Below are 15,792 nucleotides of genomic sequence, written 5' to 3'. Positions count from 1 at the left end.
CGCTCGATGGATCGGTCGCCACCGTGTCCTCGGCGCCGACACCCAGTGCCGTGACCGCGATGGCGGCGGTGTCGCGTTCGTGGACCGGTGCCGTGATGGCGTCGGGGTGGCCCCAGCCGTACCGTGCCGCTCGACCTGATCGACTCCGCCCAGCACAGGCTGTCACCGGGGAAGGCTCGGCAAGCTCGCCGCCCTCGGCCAGTGCATCGCGATCCGCTACAACATGCCGCCCCTCACCAGCGAGGAAACCACCTCCTGCCTCGCCCACCACCTCGCACTCGCCGGACGCAGCGACAGCCTCTTCTCCGGCGAGGCCGTCACCCTCATCCACGACACCTCCTGCGGAGCCGCCGTCTTCGAAGTCATCGCCGGATGACCGGCGCCCTCTCCTCGCCCAGACCAGGCGTCACCCTGGACACGGGCATACAGATGCTCGTCATGCCAGCCATCCGAGTGCAGCAGGGCGCTTCGCATCGTGCCCTCGAGAGCGAATCCGGCCTTCGTCGCCACCCAGCAGGAGGCGGCGTTGGCGACGGAGTGCGTGGTCCGCAAGCGATGCAACCCAGGTCCTCCAGCGCCCACCGACGCACGCGGACAACGGCATCGACCATGGCGCCGCGCTCCCGGCCGACGGGAAGCAGCCAGTACAGGAGCAGCTCGGCACCGCCTCCAGCGAGATCGATATCGCCCAGGCCGATCAGGCCGCAGGGCTGCCGCCCCCGGGCTCGGCCGCCGTCCGGCACCGTGGACCTGTGGGGCGCGCAGGTGTCCTATCTCCACGACAATGAGCACTGCTGGCCGGACGTGGTGGAGTTGGAACGGCTTCGTCTACGGCTCCGTCAAGGCCGTCGAGGCGGGTGAACGAGGCGAGGCGGTGGGACGTCGACACCCTGTGGCATACCGTGTGGAGTGGATACGCCGCAGCCCCGGCTACAGCCCACAGCCGTACGAGCAGTTGGCGAGCCGGTACCGGATGGCCGGCCACGATGACGATGCGCGTCGGGTGCTGGCCAAGCAGCGTCACCGCCGCAGCACACCGCATCCTGCGGCGCGAGCGTGGGGGCACCTGCTCGACGTCACCGTGGGCAATGGCTACCGACCCTGGCTGGCCGGCGTCTGGCTCCTCGCGCTGACCTTGCTCGGCACGCTGTCCTTCGGCATTCGCTCTCCCCACCCAGTCCAACGAGGTCAAGGCACCCGCGCCGAGCCCCTCGTCTACACACTCGACCTTTTGATCCCCATCGGTGGGCTGGGTCAGCCCGCCGCCTGGTACTGGTCGGGCGACAGCTGAGTTCAGGCGTCGCCAGCAGAGCAGTGCGCATACCAGAGTGAGGAAGACATCTCGCGACGGCCTCACCTGATCAAGTCCTCGAGCGAGTGGGGAAGTTCGGCGGCTGGCGGGCCCCGGTAGCGCCGCGTCAGGCCTTGGCACCAGGCATGCCACTGGTCACGACGATCGCGGCCACGTCGCCGGTCTTGGTGCGGCCCAGCCAGACGACGCCGCCCGACTCTGCAGTGAACGTGACCAGATCGGCTTGTTGCGACTCGTCGGAGACCCGCTCGCACCCGTCGGGCAGCTGTTCGGAGTTGCGTGGTACCGGCATGCCGTTCACATAGGCCCGAAACGGCGCGGACAAAGCCCTCCACGCGCCGGCGTCGGCGAAGCAGCCCACATTGGCGTCGGAGTAGAAGCGGATCTGCTCGCCCGGCTGAAGCCGGTCGACATCGTCGTCGACGCCCAGGCCCATCTCCCACCCGACCACGGGATCGTCACTGATGCGCAGGCGGGTCGCGGCGCACGCAACGCCGTCGAACTGTTCCCCGAAGAACTCGTACGGCCCCGCCGTCCACGCGATCTCCACCCGGTAGGTGCCCGGGGGAATGCGCACCGCGAGCTCCCGCGGGGGACTCGTCGGCAGTCCTCGCTCGTACTCCCAGGTTTCGTCGTCATGCCACGGCGCGTCGACGACAAGACGGCCGCTGGGTATGCGGATGGTGGCCGGCTCCTCAATCTCCGTGACCACCACGGGAGTTGTCGGATCGTCGTACACCGTCCCCAGGTGCTCCCCGGGCGTGAACGCCGTCTCGAGGTACCAGGTGGCCTCCGGCCCGGCCGCCAGGCGAGCGTCCCCGCTCCACTCCATGTCTCATCCCTCCGTCACCACCCTGCCGGGCGGTCAACCGAAACGGTACGTGGGCGCAGTGACATCGGCAGTTCGCACATCGACCCGGGGAACGCGACCGTGGCCGGCCAGTTCAGCTCGCCGGCGACCGCCACTGCGTCGGATGCCGCCTGGCAGGTCGCCGAGGGTAGGCAGCCGGCCCGCAGGTCAGCGCGGGTTGGCCTGGGGAATCAAGCCGACCGACTCTGAGAGGCCGTCTCTCAACCGATCTTGGAACGCAAGTCGAACAGAAAGCAGGGGGGAGGTTGGCGGCTGCGTACTTATCGCAATGTGGAACACACTGGCACAACGCGGACACACCGCGCGGCCCATGAGGTACGTACTCCCCTCGGCCAGTCGGTCCTGGCCGTCACGGACTGCAAGGTTGTACATCCACCGCCCCCAGGGTGTCCGCGGATGTGCACGTTGAGCGGGGGCTCACCGTACGCTGCCGGACATGAACGCACGCGTCGGCTACGCGAGATGCAGTCTGGACAAGCAGAGCCCCACCGCCCAGCGCGAGATCCTGCCCAGCCTGGACGTCCCGGAGGACCGGATCTACCTGGACCACGGACTGACCGGAACCAACCGCGACCGGCCGGGCCTGGCCCAGGCCCTCGCGGCCGTGCGCGGCGGCGGCACCCTCGTCGTCCCGAAGCTCGACCGCCTCGCACGCTCAGTTCCCGACGCCCGCGACCTCGGCGACTCGCTCACCGCCCGCGGCGTCAAGGTCTCGCTCGGCGGCACCCTCTACGACCCCGCCGACCCAGTGGGCAAGATGTTCTTCAACACCCTGGCCGCCTTCTCCGAGTTCGAGGTCGACCTCCTGCGCATGCGTACCCGCGAAGGCATGGCGGTGGCGCGGGCCAAGGGCAAACTCAAGGGCAAGCAGCCCAAGCTCACCGCACGCCAGCAGACGCACCTGGTGCAGCAGCACCAGTCCGGCGAGCACACCACCGCCGACCTCGCGGAGCTGTTCTCCGTCCGCCGCGCCCCTGTCTACCGCGTTCTCGAACGCCACGAGAGCGCACCGGCGTCTTCGCCCTCTGTGGGGCAGTGACGTGCTGCCCTACGTCTACCGGGTCACCAAGTACGACCTCGCCGACCGCGATGAGCACGGCCACTACACCGGGGCCCAGCCCGTGACCAGTGATCGCGGACCGGTGGAAGCCGCCTACCTGCAGGCCGTCGCCGCCTTCGCCGAGGAATCCGGTGTCGACCGGCTGGCCATCCGTGAGCCGCAGATCGGCGGCTTCGCCCACTTCGGCCTGGAGCCACCGGTCGACGGCTACGGCCTGGCCGGCCTGTTCCCGGCCGGCCTCGCCGGATTCCACGACGGTGCGCTGGTGCCGATCGCCGTCGGCCTGGAAGTCGTCCGGGCCATGCTCCGCGGCAACGGCGCCTGGTGCCGCCTGGAGGTGGAAGGAGCGTTCGCGGTCCACGTCGGTTGGGACCAGTACCTTTATGTGGGCAGTAGCAGTCCCTGCGACGTGGCGCTGAACCGCACCCGCTCGCTCGGCCTGTTCCCGGAACGCCTGCACGCATCGCCGTACGACTTTGCCCCCGACGACCCACAGCATGTGCAGCGTCCGGCCGATGCCGACTTCTGGGGCCGCCTGCACTGGGCGGTCAGCGCCCACCGTGCCACGTTCCTGGAGGAGACCTACGTCGCGAACGCCTCCCGATGGCACCGCCTCACCCGTGACAACATCGAGGCGGTGCGTGCCCAGCTGACCCCTCGCGCACAGCTGGCGGTGTGGCCGGACCTGCTCACCGGCGTCGACGCGGCCATGGCCTCTCTGCCCGACGAGGGCCTGGTGGAAATCATCTGGGAGGACGCTGACGGGCGGATCACCAGCACGGTCGCGGACGAGACGCAGTTCGAGGCAGTGACCTCCCAGCTCGCCAGCGCGTCTTCTGCCGGCGTCGTATCCCTGGCTACCGATGAGCGGCACCCGCTGTTCACGGCCGTACTGCCCGACAGCGACGGTATTCTCCGCGCACGCTGGCAGACCGAGCCGACGCCCAGCGACCGGGACTGGGCCTTCCTGAAGACCCTGCGGCGCGGCCAGGTCGTCACCGGTACGGTGACGTCCATCGCCAGCTTCGGCGTCACCTTCGTGGACATCGGCGGCTTCACTGCGATGATCAATATTCCGGAGCTGTCCTGGCGGCCGATCAACCACCCGTCCGACGTCGTCAGTGTTGGCCAAGAGATCACGGCCGAGGTCCTCGATGTCGACATGGTCTGGGAACGGGTTCCACTGTCGCTCCGAGCAGTGCAGGAAGACCCGTGGCCGCAGGTAGCGCAGCGGATAGGGCAGGTGGTCACCGGACCGGTCACCAAGATCGTGCCGTTCGGCGTCTTCGTACGCATCGAAGAACGAGAGGACGGCTTCGAAGGGCTCGTGCACACCAGCGAGCTGGACGAATCGACCGGAGACGTTGTCGAGGTTGGCGACATGCTTACCGTGAGGATCACCGATGTCGATCTCACCCGGCGTCGCATCGCCTTGTCTCGGACGCAGGCCCGTACGCCGCGCCACGGGGGAGATCGCCATTCCTGACGAAGCGGCTGCCCATACACGCAAGGAGCACAGGTACAAGTCCGGTGCTGAGTCAGATGAGTTGACCCCGCACCTAGTCTCCTTGTCCCATCCCGAGGCAACCGTTCGGCGGGACGCCGCACGGGCGCCGGCCCCGTCCCTGGGCGAACTCCTCCAGCTGCCGCGCGTCGCGGCGTGGGCGGAACACCAGTTCCGGCCCCTGCACGCACCTGAAACCCCCTCCTTCGTCCTCGACACGCTCACCACCTGGCTGCGCCTCGACGCATGCATCGCCCCGACCGCGGCCGCGCTGTCCCTGTCGACATCCGCAGTCCGCAAACGCTTGTCACGCGCGGAATCACTGCTCCAACGCTCTCTGCTGCGGCCCCCCAGTGCCGTCCATGACCTGTGGCTCGCGCAACGGGCGCTCGACTTTGTGGCGCGGAACCCGGCGCCGGCTTAGATCGCAGACGAGCCCGGCGACACCTGCCTCGCCGCAGCTCCGGGGCGCTGCGATGGTTCTACGACGAGAACTCCCCAAACGCCCGGCGACCTCCTGGCCCTGCAGCGACCGCCCCGCTGCCGGATCCTGCGCCCGGCTCCGGACCTGCCCCATCGCCGCTTGCCGTACAGTCACCGCCCGCCGCTCTGCCCCGCACGCCGCCGTCCGAAGGGGACGCCGCCGTCCGAAGGGGTCCAAACGACCTTCCCGCAGTCCGGTGCCTGGAAGCGACGTGCTGTCACCGAAGGACGACGCTCACGCCCCGTTCCTCGAGGATCTCCAGGAGCAGGTCGAACAGCGCAACCTCGCGAGCGCCGGCGCGCACGCGCTCTACCAACCGTGCCCGAGCCTTGGCCGAGGCATCCCAGTGCAAGGTGAACGGCGTGGAGGCGCCCCACCCGCCGATCAGGCAGTCGTCCAGAGCGTCCAGGTTCCAGCCGAAGTAGCCGCCGGGCCCGTTGATGGCCTCGCCGATCGCGCAGTAAAAGGTGTCCCTGTCAACGATGTGCCGACCGTCCAGGGTGAATGTCTCGCCTGCGGGAGCGTCCGGCTTTCCCTGACGCTGGTACTCCTGGGACCACAGCGCCACCGACAGCCACGCTCGTCTGTCCTCGGGGGCAAGGTCTTGCCACATGCCAGTGCGGTCCAGGTGACCTGTGCGGATCAGACCCCACACTTGTTCCGCTCCAGCCAGAGCGTTCTCGCACCACAGCGTCACCGTGAGGTCGACGAGGCCGGCTCCGCGGGCGGAGGGCTTGACGTCGAGGACGGTGACCTCGTTGACGAAGTAGGACCCCATGGTTACACCGTGGGCGTCGAGGAGCTCGACCCAGGCGTTCCCGGCCACGGCACGACGACTACCGACATGACCGACGCTCCTCAGGAGGCCCCCCTGCGGGAGCCAACCTGCGAGGTGCACTCGGCGCGCTCCCTCCTGCAGAGGCGTGAAAAGCCCCTCGGCGTCCTGAGCGAAGCCCCAGAAATCGCTGTCGTCCTCATCCGAGGTCAGCGCGTACTTCTGCCCCTCGCCGCCCCGCCCTGATGTTCGCATCGCACCCCCCAATGAGAGCGCTGATCTTACCGACGTCGGGTGACCTGCCCGGCGTTCGCCTTGCCGAGTCACATAACCGCCTTCACCCCGTGAGAGCGCGGTGCAGAGAAGCACCGCGACCCTGAAACGGGACGTCGCCGACAAACTCCCGCGTCAGGTCGCCGCTGAACTCGTCCTCGACGAGCAGGCCGTCATCCTCAACTGCAAAGAGCCTGGCCGGACCGAACAGGGCGAAGGGGCCCTGGGCTCGCAGTCCGGCGCTCCGAAGGGCAAGGTCGAGATCGCGCGGCCTCCGGAGTCGTCGACGGCGACTGATCCCGCCCTCCACCCGCGTCCGAGGTGGCCTGCCCTGCTGCACCGAGCGGCTGATTGCGGGCGGGGGGGCGGGTGGACGGCCGTAAGGGGTGTGCGACTCTGATGCGATGTCGCTCGCCCCTGCCCCTGTGGAGCCGATAACGCCCGATCCGGTGCGCGAGGTGCCGGACACGCTGCTCACGCAGTCCTGGCTCGACCTGTCGTTCCTGCACTGGGCCGCCGACCCGGCGGACGTGGCGCCGCTGCTGCCGGCCGGGACTGTGCCGGACACGCACGACGGGCTCACCTACATCGGCCTGGTGGCGTTCCGGATGTACCGGGTCGGCTGGTTCAAGGTTCCGGGTATCCCGTACCTCGGCACCTTCCCGGAGACCAACGTCCGGCTCTACTCCGTTGACCGGCACGGCCGGCGCGGCGTGGTGTTCCGCTCGCTGGAGGCCTCTCGGCTGCTGCCGGTGGCCGTCGCCCGCAGCGCCTTCCGGCTGCCCTACATGTGGGCCAGGATGGCGATCCACCACGACGCGGACACCATCAGCTACACCAGCCACCGCCGCTGGCCGGGACCGCGCGGGGCACGCAGTCGGATCACGGTGCGCACAGGCGAGCGGATCGCGGAGCCGACCGCCCTCGAACATTTCCTGACCGCGCGCTGGGGGATGCACAACGCCTTCTTCGGCCGGTCGGTGTACCTGCCCAACACCCACCCCCGCTGGCCACTGCACCGGGCCGAACTTCTGGACTGCGAGGATGAGTTGGTCACCGCCGCCGGGCTGCCGTCGCCATCTGGGCCGCCGGTGAGCGTGTTGTACTCGCCCGGCGTGCCAGTCCGCTTCGGTCGCCCCGTCCGCCCGGGCGGCCTGCCCACCCCCTGAACCTGCGCACGCGGCGGCTGGGCGGAAGCCGGGGGAGCGCGCAAGCCCACGCTTGCGCAGTGAGTGAAGGAGAAGGGGCGGGCGGGATGGGTTGGCGCGGGCGCGGCCGGGGATCGGGGCGTGCCCGCCCGTGACGCGTGCCGGGCGGGCCACCGCGCCAGCCGCCGGCCTAGCGGCGGCACGAGAGACATGAGGCCGCCCCAGCCGGGCGGTAGTCCCAAACCTTGGGCCCGACGCCCCGCCACTCCCAGGCTGTGCTCGCCATGTCCTCGGGCTCCACGTCTTCGGATCCGGCCCGGCGTGGGAAGTCGAGTGAGGACCGCTGTACCTGGGCCATCGCCCAGATCATCGAGGCGAAGCACGAGGCCGCGATCACGGGTTCCATCCGACATGGGTGGCCTGCGGCGGTGATTTCGGCTGCCGAGCGTCCTGGTCCGTCACGCTGTGTCGAAGTCCGACCGGGGCCGGACCTCCACGACGAAGTCTGCATCCTCCGTCTCGCCCGCCTCGCCGTGCCAGAGGAAGACGCGCACGTGCATCGCGTGGTGGAGGCCGGTCCTCTCCCACTCGGTCATGAGGTCGGCGACGATGCGGCCGATGGCGTGCTTGGCGCCCTCGTCCGTGTCGGCGGCGGTGATCACGCCGTGCCACTGTTCGGGGTCGCTGCCGTAGGGGCGCCACCCCTCGGAGCCGTGCGGCTCGAACACCCGGTAGGTCCAGTCCGTATTGGTGTTCATAACATCGATCGTGTCACCGTAAGGAGCCTCATGCGTCGTATCGGATCGACGCCCGCCGAGCGCGGGTCCGTCGGAGCGAACAACTGCCCGGATGTCGTGGAGCGGGACGACGGCGACTTCTTCGTGATCGGGAAGCTGCATCTTCTGACCGAGTCGGAGGCGGTGCGGATGGACGAGCTGGGCGCCTCGATCGGCGAGGGTGAGTCCCTGGTCCTGGTGCCGCGCGACTGCATCCTGGCCGCCGCGAAGCAGCTGGCGTTCGAGGGGGTCGCCGGGCCGGGTGCGACGTAGCGGCCGGGGGCACCGGTCGGAGCGGGACGCGGCCGCAGGCCGTTCAGGAGGCCGGGCCGGTGGTCCTTCGCCGGGTCTCGCACAGGTGGAGGTCGACGTACCCGGCGAGGGTCGGCGCGTCCTGTGGCTCGTCGGCCTGGAAGGAGACACGGCGCAGCAGTCGCACGCCGTCGAGCGCGACACCCTCGCGGGCCAGGACGAAGAGGCAGGTGAGGAGGGCGGAGCGGCCGTTGCCGTCGTCGAAGGGGTGGAAGAAGCAGACGTCGAGGAAGGCGCGTGCGGCCCGGGTGGTCAGCGGGTGGGGCCGGGCGGCGTCCTTCGCGCTCTCGGCCGGCAGGCGTCGAGGCGGGCGCGCATGTCCGGGCCGATGCCGTACCGTTCCGGCCGCCCTTGGCGACGGCGGCCAGGGTGCGCAACGGCGGCGGCCCGGGCGTGTCCAGAACGTGTCGTTGCCGGCCCCGGATCAGGTCGAAGCCGAGCCGGGCGCCGCGTGCGGCGTCGGCCCGCATCGGCTCCAGGGCGGTGAGCAGGCCCTGTCCGCGGGCGGGGGCCAGGATGGCGTCGAAGGTGCGGATTCCCCTCCGCCGCTCCGTCGCGGGACGGCGTCACCGGTCCGTCCCCGGTGCCGTCCTGGGCCTCCCGCCACGGCACGGCTTCCCGCAGCGCGAGCCAGCGCTCGAAGTGGTCGGGAAGCGGCTACTCGGCGGCCCGGGCGTCCGCGTGCGCCCGCACGGAGGCCGCGAGCCGCTCGGCGATGTCCTCGACCAGTACCGGGTCGGGGCCGGTCCAGCTCTTGAACCGTCCGCCGATCGCCCGGTCCACCTGGTGCTCGGCATCGACGGCGGCGACGCCCCCGCGGGTGAGGAACCAGCTGAGTACCTGATGGCATTGCCCGTACCAGGCGCTGCCGCAGCCCGTGCGGTCGGTGACGTGCAGGATCAGGTTGTGGCGATGCGGTCCCACAAGATCCGCTGGTCGTCGATGTCGGCCAGGTCCAGCGGGTAGGCCTCGGCACCACCCCGGACGAGACCCTCGATCGCAGCACCAGCTGCCGACCGGACCCCCGTCGCCGTCCCCTTCGTCGTGCGCCCACCGCCAGCCGGCGACACAGCGCCGTAGCGCTCGGCCAGGGCGTACGTCATGGCGTCGGACCAGGGACTGGCCTCGTCCCAGCTCCACTCGTGCAGGGCCCGGTGACCCGGCGATACGTCGGGGCGTCGGGGCATCCGCCCGGCCGGCCTGAGCGATCTCACCACCCGCGCCGCCGATGCTCCGTCGAACGGATGAGGGAGGGATCCACCTCGTCCCAGGTCAGATTACGGGGGGGCAGCTCCATGATCACCGCGCAAGTCTCTCCGCCCACCAGCACCGGTTCAACCCGACTACCGGTCGGTTGCCCGAGCCCGTTTTGAACCGCGCCCCCGGCCTCTGGCGGCTGCGTCGAGCGGGTCGCGGCCGCCGTACGCTGCGCCGTCGCTCGCCAGCCTGGAAGGACGGCTGGCCGGGCTGGAGAACGGAAGCTCCCACATGCCGTACGACCGGTTCCTCAACTACAAGATGGCGGACGTCCTGCGTGGCAGTGAACTCGCCGAGGGTGCTCCCCGGTTCCTCAAGGAGATCCCGGTCATCGACGTCGCGGCCACGGTGGTCGTCGGCGGTCTGGAGGCCAAGCAGGACCATGACGAGGGCTGGTCCTGGGGCCACTCGGTGCTCGTCGACGTGGGCGGCGGCCTGGTGGGCCTGGGTGCCGGTGTCGCTCTCGCGGCCTCGGTCCCGGTGGACGGGGTGGTCGCCACGGCCGCGGTCGGCGGTGCGGTCATCGTCGGCGTGGGAACCTTCGCCGACAAGCTGTTCCACGAGCACTGGAGCGAGGACTGGGACGACCACGGCGCGGTCGTGGGCACGCTGTACGGCATCGGCCACTCCGGCGCCCAGGCGTGGCACGCGGGCGAAGGTATGGTGACCGGCACCGGCCACTGGATCAGCGACAAGTCCAAGGCGCTGGGCACAAGATCTTCTGATGTTGGTGGGGACGACATGAAGAGTACGGCGGACGGCGTCCCCGGGGAGCAGGTGGAGCCGGCGGCGATTCCGCGCCTGGGCACCACTTGGTTCGACCGCGGCGCCGGATACTGGCTGCGCCGGATCGCACATGGCTGCTCCCAGCTCGCCCTGCTGCTGTTCGCCGGGCTCGTCGTGACCGCTTTCTACGTGGGGTTCTGGGAAGCGGTGGGGGTGCCGCGCTCCGCTCGTACCGCGGTGTACACGGTGACGGCGGTCGCCTGCCTGCTCAGCCTCGTCGCGGGTTTCGTGCGCACTCGCCGCGCACCGGTGGAGATCCCCACCCCCGAACAGGCATGGCGGGAGCACCGTTCCCGGCAGCGCAGGAACGCCGCCTCGGCCGCCGGCGGCCGCTGGACGCTGCTGCTCCTCGCGCCCGTCCTGCCCGCCACCGTCGCCTGGGCGATCGGCACCTGGGCCGCCCCGACGCTCGCGCGCCGCACCGCCGCCGAGATCGGCGCCAGCGAGGACTACGAGCGCCGGGTGCGCGAGCAGGAGGAGCGGGCCGAGGCCGCCCGACCGCTCCCGCCTCGCAACCGGGCCGAGCGCCGCCACGGACGCCGCTGAGCGCGAGCCGGGCCGGTTGGCCAACTCGTCTGTGTCGCTGCCCAGTTGACCGGCTCGCGCAGCCCGGCGTACGCCGAACCCTCCGCACCCGTCGGCCTCCTGTCCGCAGTTCGGCCGGGCGACGACCGGGAGCGGACGACCTGCCCCGGATGCCCGGTCATCACGGTGAACCAGTGTCCGTACGGCGCTCATGAGCACTCCGGAAGAACAACCCAGCCTCGAGTACGCCCGTGCCGCGGCGGCGGCGATCCGGGCCGGGTCGCCGCCGTGGTCGATGTCGCCCTGGCGGCCGTCGACATCGCCGCGATGGTTTCCGTGATGAACCACGGGTACGAGCGGGCCGGAAAAGCAGCACTTCCAGCCGGAGCAGTCGTTCGCGCACAGCCCAGAACCATCAGCCCGAACGCGGTCGGCACCGGCGGCTTCCGGAGGATCCCGCGAGGCCTACCAGCAAGACCCACAGTCACGGAGTGTAAGTAGTTGGGTCAGGGGTCCGGCGAGGGCTTGTCGGTGCCGCTTCTGACCCTGTGCATCCTGGCCCACCGTGCTACAGGGCGATCAGTCCGGCTGTCGTCTCCTTGAAGCCGCAGGCGTCGAAGTAGAACGAACGAAGGTGGTCCTCGAAGTCGACGTGGAGCCACTCGCACTTCGCGGCACGAGCTTCGTGAGCAGCAGCAGCAACCAACGCGCCTCCCACACCGCTCCGCTTGCGATGCTGGGCGACCACCGTGTCCAGGACGAAGGCGTGAACTCCGCCGTCCCAGGCCACGTTGACGAAGCCGATCAGCGAGCCGTCTTCCCAGGCGCAGACCCAGCCGAGGCTGTGGCGCTCAAGTCGCTCTCGCCAGTCGGTCTGAGTGACGGGGTGGCCGAAACCGTCAGCATGCAGCGCGTTGAGGGCAGCGTTGTCGAAGTCGCCCCGCCACTCGTACTCGATCGTCACTCCTCGATCGTAGAGTCCTGGTCAGGTCCAGCAATCAAATTACGGAGCGAGGAGAACTCGCTTGCGGAGGAGTTCGAAACCAGCGCCCAGCCGAACATCTGACGCTTGAACACCTTGATGAGGTGGCCGCTTCGATCCAGGGCTGGAGGCGGTCGCCTTCGGAAAGGGCGTCGTGGTGGGTGAGGAACCAGCGCGTGACGGCGCGGGTTGACGGAGGGCCGGGGGCCGGTGAACTTCTCTTCCGGCGTCGTGGTGTGGGAGAAGCACAGGATCGTGTTGAGGGTCATGTCGAGCTGCCGGACGACGGACCGCTTGCTGTGACCGGCGGTGAGGAGAGCGTGGATGGTGGCGTGCTTCGCGCCGGTGCGTTCCGGGAATCGGCGCCGTGTCGGCCAGGGCGACAACACGGTCGGCTCAGGCTCCTCCTGGAGTTCCTCCGGCTGTGCCGGCACGGGGCGCAAGCGGCCGCGGTGCCGGTAGACGCACCTCTCGGCGGCTTCGCCCAGGTTGTGTGCCAGAGGTGCCGGCGGTCGGCCACCTGGAGGGCCTGCGGGGCACCACGGGTGAGGCCTTCGGCGAAGAAGGAGGCACGGTCGCGGCAGACGACCTCGATGCCGGGCCGCTCGGCGAGTCAGGCCGCGAGCGTGTCCGCCTCCCGGTCGGGAAGGAGTTCGACCGGGCGACGTGTCTCGACGTCGACGAGCACGCTTCCGTAGATACGGCCCTTGCGCTGGGCGCACCCGTCCACCCCGAGCACGCGGGGTGCTGCGGTGGCGGGGTCCGGAAGCGAGGCGATCAGCCTCAGCAGGGTGTTCCGGCTGACGGAACCGTGAAGACCTCCGTCTTCCGGGCGCCGGCCCGGCCCGCGAGCGCAAGACCGACCGACGCCGGCGTCGACCGCAGCCGCTCGGTCCGTCGCCCGAACCTGCGACTGAGACACCAGTACTTGCTCGGCGAAGGTCTTGCGCTCGCGGGATTCCTCCTCGCAGACGAACCGCCGCACCCGCAACGACACCACGACGAACTTGCCCGCCATTGGCGGATCACGAGGGAACCGGAGGTAGGAGCCGTGTATTCGCCCTGACCGACATCCACATCCCGGACAGGCCGCCTGTCCTGCGGTCGTACGAGCCCCCCGCCCGCACGACCGCGTCGGTCACCGCGACCGACTCCACCAACACGCTCTCGACCGAGGAAAACGGCAGCTGGTCCAATTTCGGCAGCACGTCGTTCACGGCGAAGGACTGTCCACCATGCCACCAGCCAGCCGGGCGATTTTCGGGCACACCGGCAAGTACCTCGTCGATGAGGCCGCCGCCCGAGCCGCCGTGAGCGAGGTCGTCGGCGACTGACCATCCAGTGTGCGCGGCACAGGCATGGCTCCCGTATCGCTGTTGACGAGGACTGCCACCTGCGGGTTTGCTGGCCCGATGTCCCGCCTTCGCATCGAAAAGGTGGACGGCGACGCCACGGTCCGTGACTGGCAGTACGTCCACAACCTCGTCATTCCCACGCACCACCGGTCGCTCGACGAGGTGCGCGAACGTTCCCAGCACAACGTTCTGGAGGTCGCCTATCTCGACGAGACCCTGATCGGCTGCACAACGGTTCGCCCACTCACGAGCGAGGCAGCCGTGGCAACCGTCATCGCTCGCGTCCTGCCCACCCACCGTGGCCACGGTTTCGGCGCAGAACTCTATGAGCGTGGTCTCGCCCAGGCGAGGGAGCTCGGCGCCGAGGTCATCGAGACAGTGGTACTGGCGTCCAACACGGACGGCCTCCGCTTCGCGCAACAGCACGGATTCGTGAAGACCGACGAGTACCTGTTGCCGGGCGAGACGATCCCCTGGCTCGATCTCCGACTGCAGGCCGACGAGGTTACTCGCTGAACCACCGGCATCTTGCCGACGAAAACGGCACCTCACCGACGACGCCCCGCCGGAACACGCTCCGGCGGGGCGTTGTCGTCAGCGTTCCTCCGCATCATGAACGCCGCCTTCATGGCCGTTCTCAACGCCGGGCAACACGGTGCGCGTCAGACGGTAGGGCTTCGTTCGGGTCTCGCTCAGGTTGGCGTTGAAGGTGGGCCGGTCGGCGGTCGCCGCGCAGAGCCGTGGGTCGGCCCACTTCGACCGGCCCGGCACGTCCGACGGACCGACCGGGGCCGTCACCGGCCGACTGGAGCACCTGCGCGGCTTCGCCCTCGTGTTCCGCGGCCTCTCCCATTGCGTCGCCGGGGGAGCCTGCTCGTACCCGGTGGATTTGGACCGCGACTCCACCCTCAGCTGCGAAGAGCCGCTTTCGTGGGCTGGAGGGAGGAACCGCCTGACCGCCGAGTCCTCGGGAGCGTGTCTGCCGGTCGGGGCTGAGCGAGATGTTCGCGTCAGGCGGTGGCGTAGTCGGACAGCGCGGGCTCCAGCAGGCCGAATGCCTGGGTGGCTTCGGCAGCGATGATGCGGGCGATCTCGTCGTTGGCGTGGCCTGCGAGGGTCAGGGTCTGGATGCGGTGGAACAGCACGCGGTGGACGGTGCCCAGCAGGCCGGCGGCGGTCTGGACGGTGATGTCGTCGGACTCGGCGCCGGTGACTTCGGCGAGCACCTGAGCGAGGTGGCGTTCGCGCTGCTCGTGCAGAGCTTGCAGGCAGGTGGTCAGGGTCGGGCTGTCAGCGATCATGCGGGCGAATTCCTGGCCGCAGAACCCCGCGACCGGGTCTTGGTCGGCCACGGCGTCGGCGAACGCGCGGCGCAGGGCGGCCAACGCCGACTCGCCCGGATGCCGGGCAGCGACGGCCCGGGCCAGGGAGGTGGCGAACTCCTCCTGGTGGTCCAGGGCGAGGTCTTCCTTGCGGGCGAAGTAGTTGGTGACCGTCTTTTTGGCGACGCGGGCGGCGGCGGCGATCTCGGCGATGGTCGTCCGCTCGAAGCCCTGGGAGATGAACAGCCGGGTGGCGTGGTCGGAGATGAGCTGCCGGGTCTCCTGCTTCTTCGCCTCGCGCAGTCCGGCGGCGGGGACGGACGTCTGGTTAGCCATGGCGCAATCTTACGCCCGTAGCATCTTTATGTTTGACACCCCTTGAGCCCCAACTTAAAGTTACTTCCGTCGTAAATTTCGCCCGGTAGAAGTCAGTCGAAGGGGACCACCTCGTGCAGTTCACCGCTTCCACCGTCTCCCTGACCGTTGAGGACGTCGCCGCCTCCCAGGCGTTTTTCACCGGTCACCTCGGCTACACCGTCCAGCAGGCTGCTGACGGTTTCGCATCCCTGAAGCGGCCCGACGCGGTCGATGTCGTCCTCCTCGCCCGCGGCATCCAGGTACTGCCGCCCGAACAGCGCGACCGGCATGCCGATGGCCTGATCCTGGCCTTCACTCTCGACGACGGCCTGGAAGAGCAGGAAAAGCAACTGCGTGACGCCGGAATAGAGATCACCATGCCCCTGCGCCAGGAGCCCTGGGGTGAACGCCTGTTCCAGGTTGCCGATCCCAATGGCGTGATCATCCAGTTCGTCCAATGGTCCACTCCCGAACACGACTGACCCACCACCGCGACAAGGGACCTGACGCTTGCCGCCCGCCGTTCACCCACTGGCTGCGCCCGGAACGCGTGGTGGCCGCTGCGCCTACTCAGAGACAGGGAGTTCGATCCCAGAGGCGAACATCACCGCACCTTCCTGCGAAGCCCTGTCGTATGCCCGTCTTGGTGAGACTCCACCGGCGGAGGGCGGCAGCGGCCGTGCGCGGTGTGGT

General features: G+C 69.5%; 22 protein-coding genes and 2 pseudogenes. 11 read left to right on the top strand and 13 right to left on the bottom strand.

Annotated elements, in window-relative coordinates; all coding sequences use genetic code 11:
- The first annotated feature begins 223 nt into the window (after positions 1-223).
- Positions 224-376 carry a hypothetical protein gene (locus tag FB563_RS43220; protein ID WP_159045562.1) on the top strand — a complete coding sequence of 51 codons (153 nt, stop codon included), beginning with the start codon at positions 224-226 and terminating at the stop codon, positions 374-376.
- Positions 377-405: 29 nt separating this feature from the next.
- Here FB563_RS43220 and FB563_RS44385 read toward each other — a convergent pair.
- Positions 406-719 (bottom strand): annotated as a pseudogene (locus tag FB563_RS44385) (GNAT family N-acetyltransferase); the annotation flags it as partial.
- 65 nt (positions 720-784) lie between these two features.
- Here FB563_RS44385 and FB563_RS31625 point away from each other — a divergent pair.
- Positions 785-1,291: a hypothetical protein gene (locus tag FB563_RS31625; protein WP_234357851.1), complete on the top strand. Its 507-nt coding sequence runs from the start codon at positions 785-787 to the stop codon at positions 1,289-1,291.
- A 127-nt stretch (positions 1,292-1,418) separates the two neighbouring features.
- Here the strand turns inward: FB563_RS31625 and FB563_RS31620 are convergent, their stop codons facing one another.
- Positions 1,419-2,144 carry a DUF4241 domain-containing protein gene (locus FB563_RS31620; protein ID WP_055707799.1) on the bottom strand — a complete coding sequence of 242 codons (726 nt, stop codon included), beginning with the start codon at positions 2,142-2,144 and terminating at the stop codon, positions 1,419-1,421.
- 475 nt (positions 2,145-2,619) lie between these two features.
- Between FB563_RS31620 and FB563_RS31615 the strand changes: the two genes are divergently transcribed.
- The 3 genes from FB563_RS31615 (at position 2,620) to FB563_RS31605 (ending at position 5,171) form a co-directional block, all read left to right on the top strand.
- Positions 2,620-3,222 carry a recombinase family protein gene (locus FB563_RS31615; protein ID WP_055707798.1) on the top strand — a complete coding sequence of 201 codons (603 nt, stop codon included), beginning with the start codon at positions 2,620-2,622 and terminating at the stop codon, positions 3,220-3,222.
- Between the two features lies 1 nt (position 3,223).
- Positions 3,224-4,729 carry a S1 RNA-binding domain-containing protein gene (locus tag FB563_RS31610; RefSeq protein ID WP_055707797.1) on the top strand — a complete coding sequence of 502 codons (1,506 nt, stop codon included), beginning with the start codon at positions 3,224-3,226 and terminating at the stop codon, positions 4,727-4,729.
- An 82-nt stretch (positions 4,730-4,811) separates the two neighbouring features.
- Positions 4,812-5,171 (top strand): helix-turn-helix domain-containing protein, encoded by a 360-nt coding sequence (locus tag FB563_RS31605; protein WP_055707796.1) that lies wholly within the window; start codon positions 4,812-4,814, stop codon positions 5,169-5,171.
- Between the two features lie 277 nt (positions 5,172-5,448).
- Here the strand turns inward: FB563_RS31605 and FB563_RS31600 are convergent, their stop codons facing one another.
- On the bottom strand, positions 5,449-6,009 hold the full coding sequence (locus FB563_RS31600; protein WP_234357850.1) for a barstar family protein: 561 nt from the start codon (positions 6,007-6,009) through the stop codon (positions 5,449-5,451).
- Between the two features lie 674 nt (positions 6,010-6,683).
- Here FB563_RS31600 and FB563_RS31590 point away from each other — a divergent pair.
- Positions 6,684-7,448, top strand: coding sequence for a YqjF family protein (locus FB563_RS31590; protein ID WP_142219116.1), 765 nt, complete (start codon positions 6,684-6,686; stop codon positions 7,446-7,448).
- A 437-nt stretch (positions 7,449-7,885) separates the two neighbouring features.
- Here the strand turns inward: FB563_RS31590 and FB563_RS31585 are convergent, their stop codons facing one another.
- Complete coding sequence (locus FB563_RS31585; protein WP_055705209.1) at positions 7,886-8,185, bottom strand: hypothetical protein; 300 nt, start codon at positions 8,183-8,185, stop codon at positions 7,886-7,888.
- A 30-nt stretch (positions 8,186-8,215) separates the two neighbouring features.
- On the opposite strand from FB563_RS31585, the gene FB563_RS31580 reads away from it, so the two are divergent.
- Positions 8,216-8,476 carry a hypothetical protein gene (locus FB563_RS31580; RefSeq protein ID WP_055705208.1) on the top strand — a complete coding sequence of 87 codons (261 nt, stop codon included), beginning with the start codon at positions 8,216-8,218 and terminating at the stop codon, positions 8,474-8,476.
- Positions 8,477-8,519: 43 nt separating this feature from the next.
- Here the strand turns inward: FB563_RS31580 and FB563_RS44990 are convergent, their stop codons facing one another.
- From FB563_RS44990 to FB563_RS44370, 3 genes are all read right to left on the bottom strand, one after another.
- Positions 8,520-8,642 carry a hypothetical protein gene (locus FB563_RS44990; protein WP_267888636.1) on the bottom strand — a complete coding sequence of 41 codons (123 nt, stop codon included), beginning with the start codon at positions 8,640-8,642 and terminating at the stop codon, positions 8,520-8,522.
- 530 nt (positions 8,643-9,172) lie between these two features.
- Positions 9,173-9,439, bottom strand: a complete 267-nt coding sequence (locus tag FB563_RS44375; RefSeq protein ID WP_234357656.1) for a hypothetical protein — start codon at positions 9,437-9,439, stop codon at positions 9,173-9,175.
- Complete coding sequence (locus FB563_RS44370; RefSeq protein ID WP_234357655.1) at positions 9,415-9,702, bottom strand: hypothetical protein; 288 nt, start codon at positions 9,700-9,702, stop codon at positions 9,415-9,417. Before FB563_RS44370 ends, FB563_RS44375 begins: the two co-directional genes overlap by 25 nt.
- A gap of 301 nt (positions 9,703-10,003) precedes the next feature.
- Between FB563_RS44370 and FB563_RS31570 the strand changes: the two genes are divergently transcribed.
- Entirely contained in the window at positions 10,004-11,104 is a 1,101-nt protein-coding gene (locus FB563_RS31570; protein WP_055705207.1) for a hypothetical protein, read from the top strand.
- Positions 11,105-11,651: 547 nt separating this feature from the next.
- Here FB563_RS31570 and FB563_RS31565 read toward each other — a convergent pair.
- The 4 genes from FB563_RS31565 to FB563_RS31550 all read right to left on the bottom strand — a co-directional run bounded on the left by FB563_RS31565 (position 11,652) and on the right by FB563_RS31550 (position 13,282).
- Positions 11,652-12,047 (bottom strand): GNAT family N-acetyltransferase, encoded by a 396-nt coding sequence (locus FB563_RS31565; RefSeq protein WP_055705206.1) that lies wholly within the window; start codon positions 12,045-12,047, stop codon positions 11,652-11,654.
- Positions 12,044-12,499, bottom strand: coding sequence for a hypothetical protein (locus FB563_RS31560; RefSeq protein WP_142219115.1), 456 nt, complete (start codon positions 12,497-12,499; stop codon positions 12,044-12,046). The genes FB563_RS31565 and FB563_RS31560 overlap by 4 nt, the downstream gene beginning before the upstream one ends.
- Positions 12,500-12,678: 179 nt before the next feature.
- Positions 12,679-13,122 carry a hypothetical protein gene (locus tag FB563_RS31555; protein WP_107100565.1) on the bottom strand — a complete coding sequence of 148 codons (444 nt, stop codon included), beginning with the start codon at positions 13,120-13,122 and terminating at the stop codon, positions 12,679-12,681.
- Positions 13,091-13,282: a hypothetical protein gene (locus FB563_RS31550; RefSeq protein ID WP_055705204.1), complete on the bottom strand. Its 192-nt coding sequence runs from the start codon at positions 13,280-13,282 to the stop codon at positions 13,091-13,093. The genes FB563_RS31555 and FB563_RS31550 overlap by 32 nt, the downstream gene beginning before the upstream one ends.
- A gap of 195 nt (positions 13,283-13,477) precedes the next feature.
- On the opposite strand from FB563_RS31550, the gene FB563_RS31545 reads away from it, so the two are divergent.
- Entirely contained in the window at positions 13,478-13,936 is a 459-nt protein-coding gene (locus FB563_RS31545; protein ID WP_055705203.1) for a GNAT family N-acetyltransferase, read from the top strand.
- Between the two features lie 78 nt (positions 13,937-14,014).
- Here FB563_RS31545 and FB563_RS43215 read toward each other — a convergent pair whose 3' ends face one another.
- Positions 14,015-14,218 carry a hypothetical protein gene (locus FB563_RS43215; RefSeq protein ID WP_055705202.1) on the bottom strand — a complete coding sequence of 68 codons (204 nt, stop codon included), beginning with the start codon at positions 14,216-14,218 and terminating at the stop codon, positions 14,015-14,017.
- Here FB563_RS43215 and FB563_RS44365 point away from each other — a divergent pair.
- Positions 14,169-14,332 (top strand): annotated as a pseudogene (locus tag FB563_RS44365) (ISL3 family transposase); the annotation flags it as partial. The gene FB563_RS43215 and the pseudogene FB563_RS44365 overlap by 50 nt on opposite strands.
- A 98-nt stretch (positions 14,333-14,430) precedes the next feature.
- Here FB563_RS44365 and FB563_RS31535 read toward each other — a convergent pair.
- Positions 14,431-15,078 carry a TetR/AcrR family transcriptional regulator gene (locus FB563_RS31535; protein ID WP_055705201.1) on the bottom strand — a complete coding sequence of 216 codons (648 nt, stop codon included), beginning with the start codon at positions 15,076-15,078 and terminating at the stop codon, positions 14,431-14,433.
- Positions 15,079-15,191: 113 nt separating this feature from the next.
- Between FB563_RS31535 and FB563_RS31530 the strand changes: the two genes are divergently transcribed.
- Positions 15,192-15,581 (top strand): VOC family protein, encoded by a 390-nt coding sequence (locus tag FB563_RS31530; RefSeq protein WP_055705200.1) that lies wholly within the window; start codon positions 15,192-15,194, stop codon positions 15,579-15,581.
- Positions 15,582-15,792: the final 211 nt, after the last annotated feature.

This window comes from Streptomyces puniciscabiei, from assembly GCF_006715785.1.
Lineage (GTDB): Bacteria > Actinomycetota > Actinomycetes > Streptomycetales > Streptomycetaceae > Streptomyces > Streptomyces puniciscabiei.
Note: the sequence above shows the minus strand (reverse complement) of the source record. Positions and strands in the feature narration are given on the sequence as shown.